General features: G+C 71.6%; 17 protein-coding genes. 7 read left to right on the top strand and 10 right to left on the bottom strand.

What is annotated here, in order from left to right; all coding sequences use genetic code 11:
• Positions 1-106 precede the first annotated feature (106 nt).
• From AB0I83_RS08970 to AB0I83_RS08960, 3 genes are all read right to left on the bottom strand, one after another.
• Entirely contained in the window at positions 107-796 is a 690-nt protein-coding gene (locus tag AB0I83_RS08970; RefSeq protein ID WP_363304141.1) for a class I SAM-dependent methyltransferase, read from the bottom strand.
• Positions 797-830: 34 nt separating this feature from the next.
• Positions 831-2,555: a GAF domain-containing SpoIIE family protein phosphatase gene (locus AB0I83_RS08965; protein WP_363304140.1), complete on the bottom strand. Its 1,725-nt coding sequence runs from the start codon at positions 2,553-2,555 to the stop codon at positions 831-833.
• Positions 2,556-2,645: 90 nt separating this feature from the next.
• The gene (locus AB0I83_RS08960; protein ID WP_363304139.1) at positions 2,646-3,188 is read right to left on the bottom strand and encodes a GNAT family N-acetyltransferase; all 543 of its coding nucleotides are present in this window, start codon (positions 3,186-3,188) and stop codon (positions 2,646-2,648) included.
• 108 nt (positions 3,189-3,296) lie between these two features.
• On the opposite strand from AB0I83_RS08960, the gene AB0I83_RS08955 reads away from it, so the two are divergent.
• Positions 3,297-3,698: a PPOX class F420-dependent oxidoreductase gene (locus AB0I83_RS08955; RefSeq protein ID WP_363304138.1), complete on the top strand. Its 402-nt coding sequence runs from the start codon at positions 3,297-3,299 to the stop codon at positions 3,696-3,698.
• Between the two features lie 49 nt (positions 3,699-3,747).
• On the opposite strand, the gene AB0I83_RS08950 is transcribed toward AB0I83_RS08955, so the two are convergent.
• Positions 3,748-4,725: a WD40 repeat domain-containing protein gene (locus AB0I83_RS08950; protein WP_363304137.1), complete on the bottom strand. Its 978-nt coding sequence runs from the start codon at positions 4,723-4,725 to the stop codon at positions 3,748-3,750.
• A gap of 58 nt (positions 4,726-4,783) precedes the next feature.
• Between AB0I83_RS08950 and AB0I83_RS08945 the strand changes: the two genes are divergently transcribed.
• Entirely contained in the window at positions 4,784-5,482 is a 699-nt protein-coding gene (locus tag AB0I83_RS08945; protein WP_363304136.1) for a GDSL-type esterase/lipase family protein, read from the top strand.
• Between the two features lie 78 nt (positions 5,483-5,560).
• Here the strand turns inward: AB0I83_RS08945 and AB0I83_RS08940 are convergent, their stop codons facing one another.
• The 3 genes from AB0I83_RS08940 to AB0I83_RS08930 all read right to left on the bottom strand — a co-directional run bounded on the left by AB0I83_RS08940 (position 5,561) and on the right by AB0I83_RS08930 (position 8,528).
• Positions 5,561-6,841, bottom strand: a complete 1,281-nt coding sequence (locus AB0I83_RS08940; protein ID WP_363304135.1) for an LAETG motif-containing sortase-dependent surface protein — start codon at positions 6,839-6,841, stop codon at positions 5,561-5,563.
• A gap of 244 nt (positions 6,842-7,085) precedes the next feature.
• Positions 7,086-7,682, bottom strand: coding sequence for a helix-turn-helix domain-containing protein (locus tag AB0I83_RS08935; protein ID WP_363304383.1), 597 nt, complete (start codon positions 7,680-7,682; stop codon positions 7,086-7,088).
• A gap of 339 nt (positions 7,683-8,021) precedes the next feature.
• Complete coding sequence (locus AB0I83_RS08930; RefSeq protein WP_363304134.1) at positions 8,022-8,528, bottom strand: hypothetical protein; 507 nt, start codon at positions 8,526-8,528, stop codon at positions 8,022-8,024.
• A gap of 243 nt (positions 8,529-8,771) precedes the next feature.
• Between AB0I83_RS08930 and nadE the strand changes: the two genes are divergently transcribed.
• Together nadE and AB0I83_RS08920 are read left to right on the top strand one after the other, a co-directional pair.
• Positions 8,772-9,602, top strand: a complete 831-nt coding sequence (gene nadE / locus AB0I83_RS08925) for an ammonia-dependent NAD(+) synthetase (RefSeq protein ID WP_356531473.1) — start codon at positions 8,772-8,774, stop codon at positions 9,600-9,602.
• A 150-nt stretch (positions 9,603-9,752) separates the two neighbouring features.
• Positions 9,753-10,748, top strand: coding sequence for an aldo/keto reductase (locus AB0I83_RS08920; RefSeq protein ID WP_356531471.1), 996 nt, complete (start codon positions 9,753-9,755; stop codon positions 10,746-10,748).
• A gap of 254 nt (positions 10,749-11,002) precedes the next feature.
• Here AB0I83_RS08920 and AB0I83_RS08915 read toward each other — a convergent pair whose 3' ends face one another.
• The gene (locus tag AB0I83_RS08915; protein ID WP_356531470.1) at positions 11,003-12,337 is read right to left on the bottom strand and encodes an MFS transporter; all 1,335 of its coding nucleotides are present in this window, start codon (positions 12,335-12,337) and stop codon (positions 11,003-11,005) included.
• Between the two features lie 94 nt (positions 12,338-12,431).
• Positions 12,432-12,872, bottom strand: coding sequence for a MarR family transcriptional regulator (locus AB0I83_RS08910; RefSeq protein ID WP_356531469.1), 441 nt, complete (start codon positions 12,870-12,872; stop codon positions 12,432-12,434).
• 134 nt (positions 12,873-13,006) lie between these two features.
• On the opposite strand from AB0I83_RS08910, the gene AB0I83_RS08905 reads away from it, so the two are divergent.
• Entirely contained in the window at positions 13,007-13,222 is a 216-nt protein-coding gene (locus AB0I83_RS08905; RefSeq protein ID WP_356531467.1) for a hypothetical protein, read from the top strand.
• Between the two features lie 40 nt (positions 13,223-13,262).
• On the opposite strand, the gene AB0I83_RS08900 is transcribed toward AB0I83_RS08905, so the two are convergent.
• Positions 13,263-14,714: an NCS2 family permease gene (locus AB0I83_RS08900; RefSeq protein WP_363304133.1), complete on the bottom strand. Its 1,452-nt coding sequence runs from the start codon at positions 14,712-14,714 to the stop codon at positions 13,263-13,265.
• 197 nt (positions 14,715-14,911) lie between these two features.
• Between AB0I83_RS08900 and AB0I83_RS08895 the strand changes: the two genes are divergently transcribed.
• Positions 14,912-15,280, top strand: a complete 369-nt coding sequence (locus AB0I83_RS08895; RefSeq protein ID WP_363304132.1) for a DUF2530 domain-containing protein — start codon at positions 14,912-14,914, stop codon at positions 15,278-15,280.
• Between the two features lie 142 nt (positions 15,281-15,422).
• A complete protein-coding gene (locus tag AB0I83_RS08890) occupies positions 15,423-17,831 on the top strand; it encodes an HAD-IC family P-type ATPase (protein WP_363304131.1) in 2,409 nt (802 codons plus the stop codon).
• The last annotated feature ends 12 nt before the right edge of the window (positions 17,832-17,843 follow it).

The raw sequence follows: 17,843 nt of genomic DNA, 5'->3' as shown, positions 1-17,843 counted from the left end.
GGGTCAGTCAACTGCCCGGCACACTGCCGCGCGCCCAGGGCGGCAGACGGAAGGCCGGTCGGTCAGGTGCCCTCGCCGCCCACGCCATGCGCCGGGCCCGACAGGACTACTGACCGCTCGGCCCGGACGAGCCCCGGGCGACCGGCTTCCGGGCCAGCAGGAAGGCCTGGGGCGTCCTCTCCGGGAAGGCGCCCTCCGTGTCGGCCTCGCGCACCAGCCGGGCCCGCATCGTCAGCCCGGCCGCCGTGAGCAGCTCCGCGACGTCGTCGGGCCGCCGGCGGCGGAAGTCGAGCTCGACGTCCCGGCCCCACGCCTCCGCCAGGCGCAGCACCCCGTCGCCCGCCTGGAACCCGAGGAGGACATGCCCACCGGGGGCCAGGACGCGCACGAACTCCGCCAAAGCCTGCGGGAGTTGCCCGTCCGGCACATGGATCGTGGAGTACCAGGCCAGCAGTCCGCCGAGCTCCCCGTCCGGAAGGTCGAGGCCGAGCATCGAGCCCTCCTCGAACCGCAGGCCGGGGTGGTCGCGCCGGGCCACCGCCAGCATCCCCGGGGACAGGTCGACGCCGAACACGTCGACACCGAGCGTGTTCAGATACCCCGTCACACGCCCGGTGCCGCAGCCGACATCGGCCACCGGGCCTCCCCCGTCCGCCAGGACGAGTTCGGCGAAGGCCGTCAGCACGGCCCGGTCGATCGGTTTGGCGGCCAGTTCGCCGCGGGAGCGCGTCGCGTACTCGTCGGCGAGCACGTCGTACGACGCCCGGGTGGTGCGCAGGAAGTCCGAGTCGGTCATGGTGTGGCACCGTACGCACCGTGGGTTCTCCCCGTCACGTGAGGCGGAGCACGAGCACCGCCACGTCGTCGCGTTGCGGTACGTCCTCCAGTCGGTGCGCGAGGGCCTCCAGCAGCAGCGGCAGGGGGCGGTCGCCGAGCGTGGAGAAGACGGCTGCCACCTCCTGGATACTCGCGTCGATGTCTTCGCCGCGGCGCTCGACCAGCCCGTCGGTGTAGAGCAGGAGCACGCCGCCCCGGGGGAGTTCGCGCTCCTGGTCGTGGCGGGCGGGGCCGCCCGGGGAGCCGAGGAGCAGGAGGTCGTGCTCACCCAGGGTCGCGACATCGCCGTCGGGTGCGCGCAGCAGGGGCGGCGGGTGGCCGGCGTTGGACCAGGTCAGCCGCCACCGGCCCCCCTGGGGGTCCAGCCGGGCGTGTACCGCGGTGGCGCCGGGGCCCAGGGGCAGCGCTTCGAAGGCGCCGTCCACCGCGGCCAGCGCGGCGGCGGGTGAGTGGGCGGGATGGTCGAGGGTCGCCTGGCGGAGCATGCTGCGGACCTGTCCCATCACCGCGGCGGCCTGGACGTCGTGTCCGATGATGTCCCCGATGGACAGCATCAGCGAGCTCTGCCCGGAGGCCGCCGGGTGGCGCAGGGGGTAGGCGTCGTACCAGTCGCCGCCCACCATGTCCTGGTCGGTGGCCGGCAGGTAGAGGGCCGCCATGTCCAGGCCGGGCACGAGCGGCAGTTCGGTCAGCATCGCGGCCTGCAGTTGTTCGGCGGTGCTGAGCCGGGCCTCGACGAACAGGGTGCGCTCCACCGCCTGGCTGACGTATCCGCCGACGGCGGTGAGGACCGCCTCCTCGGTCACCTCCAGGATGTGAGGGCTGTCCCAGCACCACATCAGCACTCCCCGGCCACGCGCCAGCGGAATGCACAGCGCGGACCGGAGCCCCAGTGAGTCGTACCCGGCGACGGCCTCGGGGCTGAAGCCCGCCACGAGCGCGTCGCGGTCCGGGACGAAGACGGTGCGCTGTTCGCGCATCGCCTTCGTGCTGGGGAACCCGGAGTCCATGTCGAGACGGTCGATGGTGACCTCGACAGGCTGCGCGTGCTCCGGATCGACCACGCGCCACAGCCCTCGGCCGTCCGTGAGCAGCAGGCCGACGTAGGACGGTTCGAGGGGGCCCTCGAACAGGCTGCGCAGGCGGCTGGCCACGTCCGTCAGACCGCGGGAGTGCCCCAGTTCGACCGAGGCGCGCAGCAGCAGGTCGGCCTGGTCGCGGTCCCGGCGGATCCGCTCGCTGGCGATCCTCAGGCGCAGCTCCACCGAGCACGCGGCGGTGAGGTCCTCCAGGTCCTGCAGTTCGCCCTCGGTCCACTCCCGGGGCTGGTGGTCGATGGCGCACAGCGACCCGAGGACGTGGCCGTCGGCGTCGGTCAGCGGCATACCGGCGTACGCGATCACCTGGAGGTCCGGGATGGCGAGGCTGGCGCAGGTGAGCGCGTCCAGCCGGGAGTCGTTCAGGACCAGCGGCCGGCCGGTGGCGACGACGTGCTGGCAGAAGGAGTGGCTCAGCGGGGTGCGGCGCCAGGTCGCCCAGGGCTCGGCGAGTCCGACCATACCGGGAAAGACCTGCCGGTCCGTCTCCAGCAGCGACACCATGGCGACGGGGACGTCGAGGAACCTGGTGACGAGCCTCGCGAACCGGTCCATGCCGGGATCGGCCGCCGCGGTGAGCCCTGCGAGCCGCAGGGCTTCGAGCCTCCCCAGTTCGCCCACCCCGGGGCCTCCGTTGATCGCCTGGCAGGAGCCACGGCGCGGATACGCCGCTGCCTACGAAAGTACAAGAGAAAACGCCCGATGTCGTGATCAAGCGGGATGATTGGCCCCCGACGCGCGCTCCTGTGCGGCATCACGCCGCCACCTCACCTCGCCGTCCTCCCACTCGTCCGTGGCGGTCAGCCCCGCCGCGGCGGCCACCGCGGCGGAGGCGGCGTGGTCCGGGTGGATGTGGGCGACGACGGTGCGGACGGACTGCCGGGCCAGCAGGTGCCGGACCAGCCCCGCCGCCGCCTCCCTCGCGTACCCCCTGCCCTGCCACCGGGTGCCGACCACCCAGGCCACCTCGGCCCGCCCGTCGCGCACGGTTGCCTGCACGTAGCCGGCCAGGCACCCGTCGGCACGAACCCGCAGCACCCAGTTGCACCAGAGCTCGGCGGGATCGGGCGAGCCGGCGCTCTGTCGCTCGTAGCGGCCGCGCAGCGCGTCGGCGCCCTCCGGGGCGCCTCCCGTGTAGGCGTGCAGGGCCGGATCGAAGAGGACCGCGGCCATCTCGTCCGCGTGCGCCGCGTCGAGCGGGAGCGCGTCCAGGCGGGCCGTGGAGAAGGGGCCGGGGACCCCGTGGAGCTGCATGGGCGGAGCCTACGCCGGACGCCCGCACGCGGGGGCGAACGGCGTTCGCCGCGTCCCGGCGCCCGCCAGGACCTACGGAACGCCGCTTTCCGATGCACCATGGAGTACATGGAGACCATCCATGAGCTGGAGCCCTTCGTGAAGCAGTACACCGTCCTGCTGAGCAGCCGGAGGCCGGACGGATCCGCTGCCCACACCCCTGTCAGCATCGCCGTGGAGGGCGACCACGCCTACGTCCGCACGTTCTCGTCGGCGTGGAAGGTCGACCGGATGCGGAACCACCCGGTGGTGGAGATCGCCCCCTGCACCGTGCGGGGAGCCCCGACCGGGCCGCCCCTGAAGGCCTGGGCACGGCTGCTTCAGCAGGAGTCGAAGGAGAACACCCACGCCGCCCGGACGCTCTCGCGGAAGTACCCCGCACTGCACGGCGTGGTCGTCCCCCTCGCCCACCGGCTGAAGCGGGACCGCACGCTGCACTACGAACTGCGCCCCGTCCTGCCGGACGACTGAGCACCTGCCCCGCCTCCGGACGTGCCTGCGGCCTGACGGGGGGCGGCCCTCAACCGCGTCGCCGCTTGGCCGCGATCAGTGCGAGCACGATGACGACGACCGCCACGGCCCCACCCGTCACGGTGCCCTTCTCCGGGCCGCCGCCCCCGCCGTCCCCCGAAGTCGCCCCGCCGCCACCGCTGTTCGGCGAGGGCGCCCTCCCGCCCTCCACCTCCACGCGGACCACCTCGCTGCGCTCCCCCTCGGAGCCGAACATCATCGCCGAGCCGTCCGCCGTGTACGTCACCGACTCCGACTGCCCCTGGAGCGGCACGCTCACGGCGTGGTCGGCACCGAGCCTGCCGCCCTCGAAGGCGTATCCACGGGCGCTGAAGTACGAACGCAGCACCAGTTCCTTGCCGTCCGGCGAGAACGCGCCGTCCGTCACCCACGGCACCTCGCCCACCCGCCGGAACACGTTGGCTCCACCGGTCGTCAGCTTCTCCGGGCCCTCGTAGAGGCCGCCGCCGCCCTCCTTCTTCGAGGCGATGTACACCCGCCCCGTCACGGGGTGGACCATCATCGCCTCGGCGTTGCGCGCCCCGTCCGCGTACTTCACGTCGAACTGGGTCGCCCGCACGGTGGCGTCCGCCAGCCGCTTCGGTTCGGGGAAACGGTAGATCCAGACGTGGTCCCAGGAGCCGTCGAGGTTGTCGCCGATGTCTCCGACGTACACGTTGCCGTCGGGCCCGAGCGAGATCGCCTCCACGTCGCGGGGCTCCCCGACACCCCGCATGGTGATCGTCGCGACGGTCTTCCCGGTCCGGGAGTCGACGGCGTAGACGTACGGCCCGTCCTCGCTGTCGTTGTGCGTCCAGTAGACGCCGGGGTGGACACGGCTGGCGGCGAGGCCGCTGGACTCGGTGATCCGGGGGTCCTCGATCGTGAAGGTACGGTCCGCGCCGTCCCCCTCGTCCGCGACGGCGGGCGCCGCCCCCGTCAGGAACAGGAGGGCGGCAGCGGCGGAGACGGTCAGCAGCGATCTCATGGCACAAGTGTCCACCGTCACGTCGCAGGCCGGAGCAGTGATCGGCCATGATGTCGCCATGCGTTTTCTCTTCGTCGGCGACTCCATGACCATCGGGCGTTCCGGCGACTTCACCTGGCGCTACCGCATGTGGCAGCACCTGGAGGCGACCCTCGGCGACGGCGGGTACACGATCACGGGGCCGCGGACCGGACTGTACGACGCCGAGGCGAGCGGCCCGCTCTCCCACGCGTACGGCGACCCGGCCTTCCCCGCGCCCGCACGGCGGCACCTGGCCGGCTGGGGCGAGGGCTGGCTCCACATGGCGCCCGTCATAGCGGAGGCGGTCACGGCGACCCGCGCCGACGTCCTGCTGGTCTCGCTCGGCCTGATAGACCTCGGCTTCTACACGGACAGCGGGCAGACCGCCGCGAACGCGCGGGAGTTCGTCACCGCGGCACGCGCGGCGAACCCACGGATCCGGCTGGTGCTCCTGCCCGTCATACCGAACGTCCGGGCCGAGTCCGACGCCCCCTTCGCCGACGAGTGCGACCGCTTCAACATCCTGCTCGCCGAGGCCGTCGCCGATCTGGACAGCCCCTCGTCCCCGGTCCTGCTGGCCTCGCACCCGGCGGGCTACGACATCCGTACGGACACCTACGACGGCACCCACCCCGGCCCCACCGGCGAGCACAAACTGGCCGCCGCCTTCGCCGACGCCATGCACCGGACCTGGGGTGTGGGCGGGCCCTACGCGGGAGCGCTGGCCGCGGCCTGACCCTCCACGAGCCCCGGTCCCGTGACGCACGGCGGGCCCGGCACCGTTCGGTGCCGGGCCCGTCGGACGGTCGGTGCGTCAGGCGTGCGAGCCGGGCCTGCGGCGGCGTACGACGAACACCGCGCCCGCGCCGATCGCCAGGGCCGCACCGCTCGCGAGGGCGAGCTGCGACGTCGCCGAGGAGGAGCCCGTGGCGGCGAGGCTGCCGCTCACGGGAGTGGCCGAGGCGCCGCCCTGCGGCTTGAGGTCCGAGGTGGCCGGCTCGGTCTTGCCGGGCTCGGCGTCGTCGACCTTGCCGGGCTCGGTGCCCGCGGCGGCGATCAGGAACTCGTACCCCTCCAGGTCCGGGCTCCCGCCGCAGGTGCCGTTGTCGTTGAAGTAGTCACCGGCGACGAAGGTGACGCCGTTGCCCGCGGGGGCCGAGGCGTCGATCGTGAGGCGCATCTTGATGTCGGAGTGGGCTCCGGCCTTCATCGGGCTGATGGAGTCCATGTAGTGCTCGTTGTCGACCGTCTTCCACTTGGAGGAAGAGGCGGACGACCACTGCAGGCGCACCAGGTCGTCGAGGTCGTCGAGCCCGGTCCGGTCGGTCGCGTGGACGTAGGCGAACGGGAAGACCTCGTCCATCGTCTCGTCGGTGCCGTTGGTCACCCGGAGTCGGAAGTCGGTCTTCGTGCCGGCGACGACCGTGGAGGGCAGACCGGTGACGACCGTGGTGAGCTGGGCCTCGGGGACGCAGTCCCCGCCCTCCTCACCTTCCTCTTCCTCCTCCTTGGCCTCGGCCAGCGCCTCGTCGGCGGCGTCCTTGTCGGCGAGCGCCGCCTCGGTGGCCTTCCGGGCCCGGTACAGCGTGGTGGACGCGGCGACCCGCGCGTCGTCGAGCGCGTCCTGGGCGTCCACCGCTTCGGCATCCGCGGCGGTCCTGGCCGCACCGGCGGCGGTGGCGGCGGCCTCCGCCTCGGCGAGGGTCGCCTCCGCGGCGGTCCGCTCGTCGTCGGTTGCCGTGTCCGTAAGCGCGTCGAGCGCCGCCCGGGCGTCCACGACGTCCTGGTCTGCCGTCGTCTTCGCGGTGGCGGCCTCGGCTGCCGCCGCCTTGGCGGCCTCGGCTGCCAGGGCCAGTGGGGCGCTGTCGGACATGGCCGCTTCCACAGCCGCCTCCGCGGCACTCTCGGCCGCCACGGCGTCGTCGTAAACCGCCTTGGCCGCTGCGGCGGCCTTCTCCAACTCCGCGACGGACGGCTTCCCCTGCGTCTGCGCGGCCGGCTTGCCGTCGGCGAACGCGGGTGTGACCGACAGCAGGAGCGCAGGCGTGGTGACCGCGGCGGCGACTGCGGTGGCGACAATGCGGCGAATCTTCACAAGGGCCCTTCGGGGTACGGAAAGAGAAGAAGGGGTCGCAGCGGAATGGGACACGCGGTTGCGACTCGAGGTGATCGTATGACCGGGGAATCGATCGACCGTCACGAATTCTTCACCTGTTCCGGCAGGCGCCGCGACACCGGGGCAGACAGACAAGACGAAAGGGTGCAGTTGCCTTCACTGTCTGTGTTTTCGCTGTGAGGAATGCCACAACGCCCCGGGCGCGAGCCCGGGGCCGCGCAGGTCAGCCCGCCAGCTCCACACCCAGCATCGCGAGACCCAGCTTGGTCAACTCCTCGGACACCTCGCCGGGCCGGGCCCGGCGAGGACGGCGGGCGTGGTGGGCCATGAGTTCATGGACCGTACCGACCATCACCATCACCACGACCCGGTGGTCGCGCTCCTCCACCTCGCCGCGCACCGCCGCGCGTTCGGCCTCACCGGTCAGGAAGTCGGTCCACAGGTCACGCCAGCGCTTGCAGTGCGCGTCCACCGCCGGGCTCACGCCCAGCACCTCGACGAACGTCACCCGCGCCTCGCGCAGGTCCCGGGTCACCGCCGTCACATAGGCGTCGAAGAGCCGCCGGAAGCGCTGTTCCAACGGGCAGTCGTCCATCCCCTCGGACAGCAGGGCCACTTCCGACGCCCGCAGCCCGCTGGTCGTGATCTGGTTGTGCAGGGCCGTCAACAGGCCCTCCCGGGAACCGAACTCCTCCCAGAGCACCTCCTCCGGCACCCCCGCGGTCTCGCACAGGGCGTGCTCCGACGTCTGGGCGTAGCCGTACACCCCGAAGAGCTCCAGGCCGGCGTCGAGGAGCTGCCCACGGGCCCGCGCACGCATACCGTCGACAGCACCCGTCAACTGATCCACCGGGACATCCACCACGGGTCCTCCTTCGTCTGCCACATCTCCGGTGCGCACGGCTGCGGTTGGGCGGGGCCGCGTGGGCCGGTGAGGGCTCGGTCGCCTCTGGATGGCGCGTGCGCCATTGTTCTGGCCCAGCCGGTCGTGCGCGTTCCGCGCCGCGCCGTCGAGCACACAGTCCGCCGGTACCGGTGACCCCTCGCACGGGAGTACGGGACATGCCTGGCCGGCAGCGAACCCACGCGCCCGCGTCCGGTGCGTCCCTCGGCTGCGAGTCGGCGCCCGCTCCATCCAGGGGAGTTGGAGCACCCGGCGCTAGTGCTCCGGGAACGCCTCCCCGCACGCGCTGCAGAAGCTCGGCGCCCGGTCCGCCGACACCCGCCCGCACCCGGGGCACACCAGGTCGAGCAGGCAGGGAGGCTCGCCGCCCTCGTCCGCCGACCCGCGCACGGCGGCACGGACGGCCGGCTTCACGGCGAGGCCCGGACGACGGCGGTGCACCGTGAGGTACGTCAGCCCCTCCGGCCCGGCGTCCAGAGCGCGACGCGAGGTGCGCGGCAGCCAGGTGACCGTCGTCGGGGCGAGCTCCAGCGTGTCGCCGGGGCCCGTGCGCAGGGTGCCGCCGCCCGCGAGGACGACGAGGAGCACGTCCAGGACGTCCTCCTGGTGCTCCCCCACCCCGGCACCCGGCGGCAGGCGGACGAAGTTGGCGTCCAACTCCCGCCCCTGCTCGGCGAGATGCCAGAGGGCTCCGCGCTCACCGGGGGCGGCGGAGGCGAGGATCTCGTCCAGTACCGCCAGTACCTGCGGGGTGGCGTCCACTCCGGGCCTCCTCGTCGGATCGGTCGCGGCCTCGCGCGTCCTGTGGGGCTGACGGGCCTCGCGGTCCCGACATACCCCGGGGGGCCGGGGGTCCGGTCGAGACGGTTGCCCGGCCAGTTTTCCACGGCGGCGGGCTGCGTGCGGCTCGGGGTGGCACGGGCAGCCGCCACCGGCCCCGGAGCTGTCAGGACCGCTGGGTAGGCTGGGCGGGAAACCCATCGTGAACCGGAACCGGGAGCAGACGTGAGCGAGTCGGCGGCCATCGCCCTGCAGCAGGAGATCGCCCTGGAGCTCGACGTGGCGGAGACCTTCGAGGCCGAGAAGGAGATCGAACGCCGCGTCGCCTTCCTCGCCGAGCGGCTGACCTCCACCGGCCTGCGCTGCCTGGTGCTCGGCATCAGCGGCGGGGTGGACTCCACCACCGCCGGACGGATGTGCCAGCTCGCGGTCGAGCGGGTGCGGGCCGCGGGCCACGAGGCGCGGTTCTACGCGATGCGGCTCCCCTACGGCGTCCAGGCCGACGAGCACGACGCCCAGCTGGCTCTCTCCTTCATCCGGGCCGACCGGGTGCTGACCGTCGACATCAAGCCCGCGAGCGACGCCGCGCTCGCCGCCGCGGTCGCCGCCGACGTGAGCTTCCGCGACTCCCACCACGAGGACTTCGTACTCGGCAACATCAAGGCCCGGCAGCGCATGATCGCCCAGTACGCGGTGGCCGGAGCGCACGACGGCCTGGTCGTCGGCACGGACCACGCCGCCGAGGCGGTGTCCGGCTTCTTCACCAAGTTCGGTGACGGCGCGGCCGACCTGGTCCCGCTGACGGGACTGACCAAGCGCCGGGTGCGGGCGGTCGCGGAGATGCTGGGCGCGCCCGCCGAGCTGGTCGGGAAGGTGCCGACGGCGGACCTGGAGACGCTCGACCCCGGCAAGGCCGACGAGCACGCGCTCGGCGTCAGCTACGACACCATCGACGACTTCCTGGAAGGCAAGCCGGTGGACGAGCAGGCCTTCGCGACCATCCTCGGCCGCTACCGCCTCACCGACCACAAGCGCCGGCTGCCGATCGCCCCCTAGCCGCGGGCGCGTCGTCCCCGGCGGACCGGGTCCCGGGGTGCGACGACCGGGGCCGGCAGCACTTCGGCCCTTGCGGCGATCGAGCGGTTCGCGCGGCGCGCCCGAAGCCCTCTTGCTTCGAGCGCGCTCGAAGGAGTTGGCTGGGGACCCATGAAGTACACGCAGCTCGGACGCACAGGACTCAAGGTCAGCCGCCTCGTCCTGGGGACCATGAACTTCGGCCCCCAGACCAACGAGAGCGACAGCCACGCCCTCATGGACGCCGCCCTGGAGGCGGGGGTCAACTTCTTCGACACCGCGAACGTCTACGGCTGGGGCGAGAACAAGGGCCGCACCGAGGAGATCCTCGGGACCTGGTTCGCGCAGGGCGGCGACCGCCGCGACAAGGTCGTCCTCGCCACCAAGGTCTACGGCAACATGGGCGCCGAGGGCGCGGCCTGGCCCAACCACGACAAGCTCTCCGCCCTGAACATCCGCCGGGCCGTCGACGCCAGCCTCAAGCGCCTGCAGACGGACCACATCGACCTGTACCAGTTCCACCACGTCGACCGGGACACCCCGATCGACGAGATCTGGCAGGCCATCGACGTACTGATCCAGCAGGGCAAGATCCTCTACGCCGGCTCGTCCAACTTCTCGGGCTACAAGATCGCCCAGGCCAACGAGCGTGCCCGGCAGCGGGGCAGCTACGGGCTGGTCAGCGAGCAGTGCATCTACAACCTGATGGAGCGGGGGGCCGAGATGGAGGTCATCCCGGCCGCCCAGGAGTACGGCCTCGGGGTCATCCCGTGGTCGCCGCTGCATGGCGGGCTGCTCGGCGGTGCGATCCGCAAGGAGCGCGAGGGCAGCGGCGCCCGGTCCACCTCGGGCCGGTCCGGCGACGCACTGGCCGACCCGAAGGTGCGGGCGCAGATCCAGGCGTACGAGGACCTGCTGGAGAAGCACGGGCTGGAGCCCGGCGAGGCGGGGCTGGCCTGGCTGCTGACCCGGCCCGGCGTCACCGGCCCGATCTCGGGCCCGCGCACGCGGGAGCAGCTCGACTCGGCGCTGCGCGCGGTGGAGCTGGAGCTCTCGGACGAGGTGCTGTCCGGCCTGGACGAGATCTTCCCGGGTCCGGGCCCGTCGCCGGAGAACTTCGCCTGGTAGTCGGCGGTCCGCCGGCGCACTGCCGTCCTCGGCGGGCTCAGCCCCCGAGGGCGGCCGCAGCCGCGACAAGGACGAACATCAGTACGAGCACGGCGGCCATGATGCGGTTTCTGGTCTTCGGGTCCACCCGACGAGCGTAACCGCCAGGCTCACCGTCCCGGCGGCCAGGCCCGCACCACTCCGTGGCACGGACGCGTCATACGCACGCTGCCCTCCTCCCGGTCCACAGGGAGGAGGGCAGTGTGCGTGACGGCTCAGGCAGCCGTGGCCAACTGCTCGCGCGGTACGAAACGCACGTGCGGGCGGCCCGGGCGCAGGTCGACCTTGAGGCGCAGGCCGCCGACGCGGGTCAGCGCGAAGCCGACGCCGAGCGCGGCCAGCATCGAGATCGCGCCGCCGGCCGCCATGCCGGTCCTGGCGCCGTAGACGTCGCTGATCCAGCCGACGATCGGGGCGCCCACCGGCGTTCCCCCGGCGAAGACCATCATGTACAGGCTCATCACCCGGCCCCGCATCTCGGGGTCCGAGGCCATCTGGACGCTCGTGTTGGCGCTGATGTTCGTCGTCAGGCCGATCATGCCGATCGGGACGAGCAGCAGTGAGAAGAGCCAGACGGACGGCGACAGCGACGCGGCGATCTCCAGGGCACCGAACAGGGTGCCCGCGGCCACCAGCATCCGCAGTCGCGAGGAGCGGCGGCGGGCGGCGAGCAGCGCGCCGGCCAGGGAGCCGACCGCCATCAGGATGTTGAAGAAGGAGTACATCCCGGCGCCGCCGTGGTAGATCTCGTCGGCGAAGGCGGTGAGCCAGATCGGGAAGTTGAAGCCGAAGGTGCCGACGAAGCCGACGAGGACGATCGGCCAGATCAGCTCGGGTCTGCCCGACACGTACCGCAGCCCCTCGCGCAGCTGCCCCTTGGCGCGCTTGACGGTCACGGACGGGTGGAGCTCGCTCGTCCGCATCATCATCAGGCCGACGAGCGGCGCCGCGAACGACAGGCCGTTCAGCAGGAAGGCCCAGCCGCTGCCGACCGTGGTGATCAGGACGCCCGCGACGGCGGGGCCGATGAGCCGGGCGGACTGGAAGTTGGCCGAGTTCAGGCTGACGGCGTTGCGCAGCTGCGCGGGACCGACCATCTCGGACACGAACGACTGGCGCGCCGGATTGTCGACGACGGTCACCATGCCGAGCATGAACGCGACCAGGTACACGTGCCAGACCTCGACGACGCCGGAGAGGGTCAGGACGGCGAGTGCGATGCCGCACAGGCCGAGCGCTGCCTGGCTGATGAGGAGCAGGCGCCGCTTCGGGAGACGGTCGGCGATGACGCCGCCGTACAGGCCGAAGAGCAGCATCGGGAGGAACTGGAGGGCCGTGGTGATGCCGACGGCGGCGGCGGACCCGGTGAGGCTCAGGACGAGCCAGTCCTGCGTGATGCGGGACATCCAGGTACCGGTGTTGGAGATCACGGCGCCCGTGGCGAACAGGCGGTAGTTACGGATCTTCAGCGACGAGAAGGTCCCGCCGGTCTTGCTCTCGTGGGTGGACGTCGGTGCGGGGGCGGAGTCTGCTCCGGATCCCGTACTCAAAAGAGTTCGCCTCCTCGGGCGTGTACGGCGTTCGGACTGACGGGAGGTGGACGTGGGCGCCGCGGGCTGCCGACCCGCGCGCGCCCCGCCGGGATCAGAGGTGGGCGAGCTTCTCCAGCACGGGCGCGGCGGCCCGCAGCTTCTCCCACTCCTCCTCGTCCAGGCCCTCGGCGAGGTCGGCCAGCCAGGCGTTCCGCTTGGAGCGGCTCTCGGCGAGCATGGCTTCCGCCTGCTCGGTCCGGCTGACCATCTTCTGCCGACGGTCATCGGGGTGCGGTTCCAGTCTGACCAGGCCCTTGGCTTCCAGCAGCGCGACGATCCGGGTCATCGACGGCGGCTGCACGTGCTCCTTGCGGGCCAGCTCACCGGGGGTGGCCGATCCGCAGCGCGCGAGGGTGCCGAGCACCGACATCTCGGTGGGGCTCAGCGACTCGTCGACTCGCTGGTGCTTGAGGCGACGGCCCAGCAGCATCACGGCGGAGCGAAGGGAGCTCACGGCGGCGGCACTGTCGCCGTCGTGGATCAGGTCAGGCATGTTCATTAGCGTAACTCATTAGCTCTGCTAAATACCACCCGGTGGTACACGCGCGAGAAACTGATCACCCGAACGAGTGAGTATGAGCCCGAATCAACCCCGGAACGGCCATCCGTGCCGCGACCCTGCTTGGCATGGGATCGACAGTGCTCAGCCTGCGCATAGACGGTGAGCTGCTCGAGCGGCTCCGCCGGCACGCCGCCAGACGCGGCATGACCGTCCAGGACTACGTGGTCCGGACACTCGTACGCGACGACTTCGACGAACGCTTCCACGCGGCGGTCGACGAGACGGAGAAGTTCTACGGGGCGGACCCCCGTCACGCGGACCCGGCCGACCGGGTCACATGACGGAGATCCGCCCCGCAGGGGTGGAGGCGTCCGTACGCGCCTACGTGAGGCCGAGCGCCGGCATCGCGTAGTAGAAGACGAAGACCGCGGACACCACGTACATGGCCACCGGGACCTCCCTGCCGCGACCGGCGGCGAGGCGCATCACGCTGAAGGCGATGCAGCCGATGCCGATGCCGTTGGTGATCGAGTACGTGAACGGCATCATCAGCATGGCCATGAAGGCCGGGATGGCGAGCGTGTAGTCGCTCCAGTCCACGTCCCGCACGTTGCCCGCCAGGATCAGGAACCCGACCGCGACCAGTGCCGGGGTGGCCGCCTGCGAGGGGACCATCGTCGCCAGCGGCGTCAGGAACAGCGCCACCGTGAAGAGCAGCCCGCTCACCACGCTCGCGAGCCCCGTACGGGCTCCCTCACCGACGCCCGCCGTGGACTCGACGAAGCAGGTCGAGGCGGAGGACGAGGTCGCACCGCCCGCGGCGACCGCGACACCGTCGACGAGCAGGACCTTGTTGATGCCCGGGAAGTTGCCGTCCTTGTCCATCAGCTTCGCCTCGTCGCCGACACCGAGGATGGTGCCCATCGCGTCGAAGAAGCAGGACAGCAGCACGGTGAAGACGAAGAGGACGCCGGTCAGCAGACCGACCTTCCCGAAGCCGCCGAACAGGCTGACCTCGCCGATCAGCCCGAAGTCCGGGGACGACACCGGGTTGCCGGGCCACGCCGGGACCGTCAGGCCCCAGGCGTCGGCCGGCAGGTCCGCGACCGCGTCGATGACCAGAGCCACGACCGTCATGGCGACGATGGAGAGGAGGATCGCGCCCGGCACCTTGCGGACGATCAGCGCGAGGGTCAGGAGCGTGCCGAGGACGAAGACCAGGACGGGCCATCCGTTGAGGTGGCCGTCGTTGCCGAGCTGGAGCGGGACCGTGGTGTGGGCGGCGTCCGGGATGCGGGAGACGAAGCCCGAGTCGACCAGGCCGACCAGCAGCACGAAGAGGCCGATACCGATCGCGATGCCCTTGCGGAGCGACCGCGGCACGGCGTTCATCACGCGCTCCCGCAGCCCGGTCGCGACCAGCAGCATCACGACGATGCCCGCCAGCACGACCATGCCCATGGCGTCGGGCCAGCTCATCCGGGGGGCGAGCTGGAGGGCGACGACGGTGTTGACGCCGAGACCGGCGGCGAGCGCGATCGGCACGTTGCCGATGACACCCATCAGGAGCGTGGAGAACGCGGCCGCCAGCACGGTGGCCGTGACGAGCTGACCACCGTCGAGCTGGTGCCCGTACATGTCCTTCGCGCTGCCGAGGATGATCGGGTTCAGGACGATGATGTACGCCATGGCGAAGAACGTGGCGAACCCGCCACGGACCTCGCGCGCGACCGTCGACCCCCGCTCGGAGATCTTGAAGTACCGGTCAAGGACGCCGTGCGGCTGCCGGGGCGCAGGGGGCTGATCGACCGGAGCGGTGGCCGAGGAGGACATGTATGACCTTCAGTCGTGCATCGGGGGAAGGGAAGAAGGGGTGAAAGCAGTCATTTTTGGATGTTCACACGAATAATTCGAGTCACCCGCAAGCAGATTCAGTATGAATACATAAGTGGAAGATCGCTATCTCCGCGCGTAGACCCTTGGCCCGACTGGCCCGCCGCACCCTCCGTACCCCCGGCTAGACTGGCCGTATGGAGAAGTGGACACCGAAGCACGAGGCGCCCGAGCCCCTGGAGGGTCCCGTCGTCTCCACCGTCGTCGGCGGCACGATCCTCTGGTTCGTGCTCTTCCTCGTGCAGGTCCCCTTCTACGGATGGTTCGACGACCGCGGACACGCCTGGTGGATCTGGGTCTGCCTGGCCGGCGCGGGACTGGGCCTGATCGGCATCTGGTACGTCCGGGGACGCGACGCCGCGCTCAGGCGGGCCGCCGCGCGGGCCGGCTCCGACGCGGCTCCCGGCGCCGACGACGCCTCCGGCCCCACCCCGGGCGCGGCCCGCGGCACCGCCCCGGCCCCCGCCTCCGCCGAGCGCCCCGGCACGGACACCGCGCGCCCCTGACGCCACCCCCGAGCCCGTCCCCCATGCACCGGCACGCCCGCTGACCTCGGCGTACGACCAGGGGACCATTCCGGTCCTCCCCGGGTCGGATCTTCCGACGCCCGGCGGGTGAATCCTGCCTCCCGCCCGTACGGTCGGAATCATGACGCAGCGGGCACTCGACTCCCCCGGTGAGAAGCCGGACCCCCTACCGACCTCCCCGGCGCCCGCTCCACCGGGCGGGCTGACCACGGCCGAGGTGGCCGAACGGGTCGCCCGGGGCGAGGTCAACGACGTACCGGTCCGCTCGTCCCGCTCCGTCGCCGAGATCGTCCGCGCCAACGTCCTCACCCGGTTCAACCTGATCATCGGCGTGCTCTGGGTGATCATGCTGTTCGTCGCGCCGATCCAGGACAGCCTCTTCGGCTTCGTGATCATCGCGAACACGGGGATCGGCATCGTCCAGGAATGGCGTGCCAAGAAGACCCTGGACAGCCTCGCGGTGGTCGGCGAGGCGAAACCGGCCGTGCGGCGCGACGGCGTGTCCGCCGAGGTCTCCGTCTCGGAGATCGTCCTCGGCGACCTGGTCGAACTCGGCCCCGGCGACAAGGTCGTCGTCGACGGCACGGTGGCCGAGGCCGACAGCCTGGAGATCGACGAGTCGCTCCTGACCGGCGAGGCGGACCCCGTGACCAAGCGGCCCGGCGACGCCGTGATGTCCGGCAGCTTCGTCGTCGCCGGTGGCGGTGCGTTCACCGCCACCAAGGTCGGACGCGAGGCGTACGCCGCACAACTCGCCGAGGAGGCCTCCCGCTTCACGCTCGTGCAGTCGGAGCTGCGGAGCGGCATCAGCACGATCCTCAAGTACGTCACGTGGATGATGGTCCCGACGGCGATCGGGCTGATCATCAGCCAACTGGTCGTCAAGGACAACAACTTCAAGGACTCGGTGGCCCGCACCGTCGGCGGCATCGTCCCCATGATCCCCGAGGGCCTGGTCCTCCTCACCTCGGTCGCCTTCGCGATCGGCGTCATCCGGCTGGGCCGCAAGCAGTGCCTCGTGCAGGAACTGCCCGCGATCGAGGGCCTGGCCCGCGTCGACGTGGTCTGCCTGGACAAGACCGGCACCCTCACCGAGGGCGGCATGGACGTCACCGAGGTCCGCCCGCTGAACGGCTCCGACGAGGAGTACGTCCACCGCGTGCTGGCCGCCCTGGGCGGTTCCGACCCGCGACCCAACGCCAGCCTCCAAGCCATCATCGACGCCTACCCGGACGGCCAGGGCTGGGGCGTCACACAGGCGATGCCCTTCTCCTCGGCCCGCAAGTACAGCGGGGCGGCCTTCACCGAGGGCGACGGCGACGCGTCCGCCTGGCTGCTCGGCGCGCCCGACGTGCTGCTGTCCCCCGACGACCCCGCCCTGACCGACACCGGCCACCTCAACGAACAGGGACTGCGGGTCCTGCTGCTCGCCCGGGTACGGGGCGAACTGGACGCCCCGGACGCGGCCTCCGGGGCGGTGCCCACCGCCCTCGTCGTCCTGGAGCAGCGGCTGCGACCGGACGCCGGGGAGACCCTGGCCTACTTCGCCGACCAGGACGTCGCCGCGAAGGTCATCTCAGGTGACAACGCGGTCTCCGTGGGCGCGGTCGCCCAGAAGCTCGGGATGCCGGGCGCCGAACACACCCTCGACGCCCGGCGGCTGCCCGGGGACCGCGACGACATGGCGACGGAGATCGAGCGGAACGCGGTCTTCGGCCGGGTCACCCCGCAGCAGAAGCGGGACATGGTCGCGGCCCTGCAGTCACGCGGGCACACGGTCGCGATGACGGGCGACGGCGTCAACGACGTACTCGCGCTGAAGGACGCCGACATCGGGGTCTCGATGGGTTCCGGCTCCGAGGCGACGCGCGCGGTGGCCCAGATCGTGCTGCTCGACAACAGCTTCGCCACGCTTCCCTCGGTGGTGGCCGAGGGGCGCCGGGTCATCGGCAACATCACCCGGGTCGCGACCCTGTTCCTGACGAAGACCGTCTACTCGGTGCTGCTGGCGATCCTGGTGGTCTGCTTCCAGGTGGAGTACCCGTTCCTGCCGCGCCACCTGACGCTGCTCTCCACGCTCACGATCGGGGTCCCGGCGTTCTTCCTGGCCCTCGCCCCCAACAAGGAGCGGGCCAGGCCGCACTTCGTACGCCGAGTCATGCGGTACGCGGTCCCGTCCGGGGCCATCGCGGCGGCGGCCACCTTCGTCACGTACCTGCTGGCCCGCCACCACTACGCCGGCACGGGGGCGCTGGACGCGGAGACGAGCGCGGCGACGCTGACACTGTTCCTGGTCTCCATGTGGGTCCTGGCGATCATCGCCCGGCCGTACACGTGGTGGCGTATCGCCCTGGTCGCGACGATGGGGCTGTGCTTCCTGGTGGTCCTGATGGTGCCGTGGCTCCAGGACTTCTTCGCGCTGAAGCTGGTGGGGACGACCATGCCGTGGGCCGCGGTGGGGATCGCGGCGGTCGCGGCGGCCGTCCTGGAACTGGCCTGGAGGCTGGTCGGCCGCCGCTTCCCCGCGTAGATCCGCGAGGGT

Origin of the sequence: Streptomyces sp. NPDC049970, assembly GCF_040660235.1 — a bacterium.
In the GTDB taxonomy this organism is placed as follows: domain Bacteria; phylum Actinomycetota; class Actinomycetes; order Streptomycetales; family Streptomycetaceae; genus Streptomyces.
This window is presented reverse-complemented; position numbering and strand designations above follow the sequence as displayed.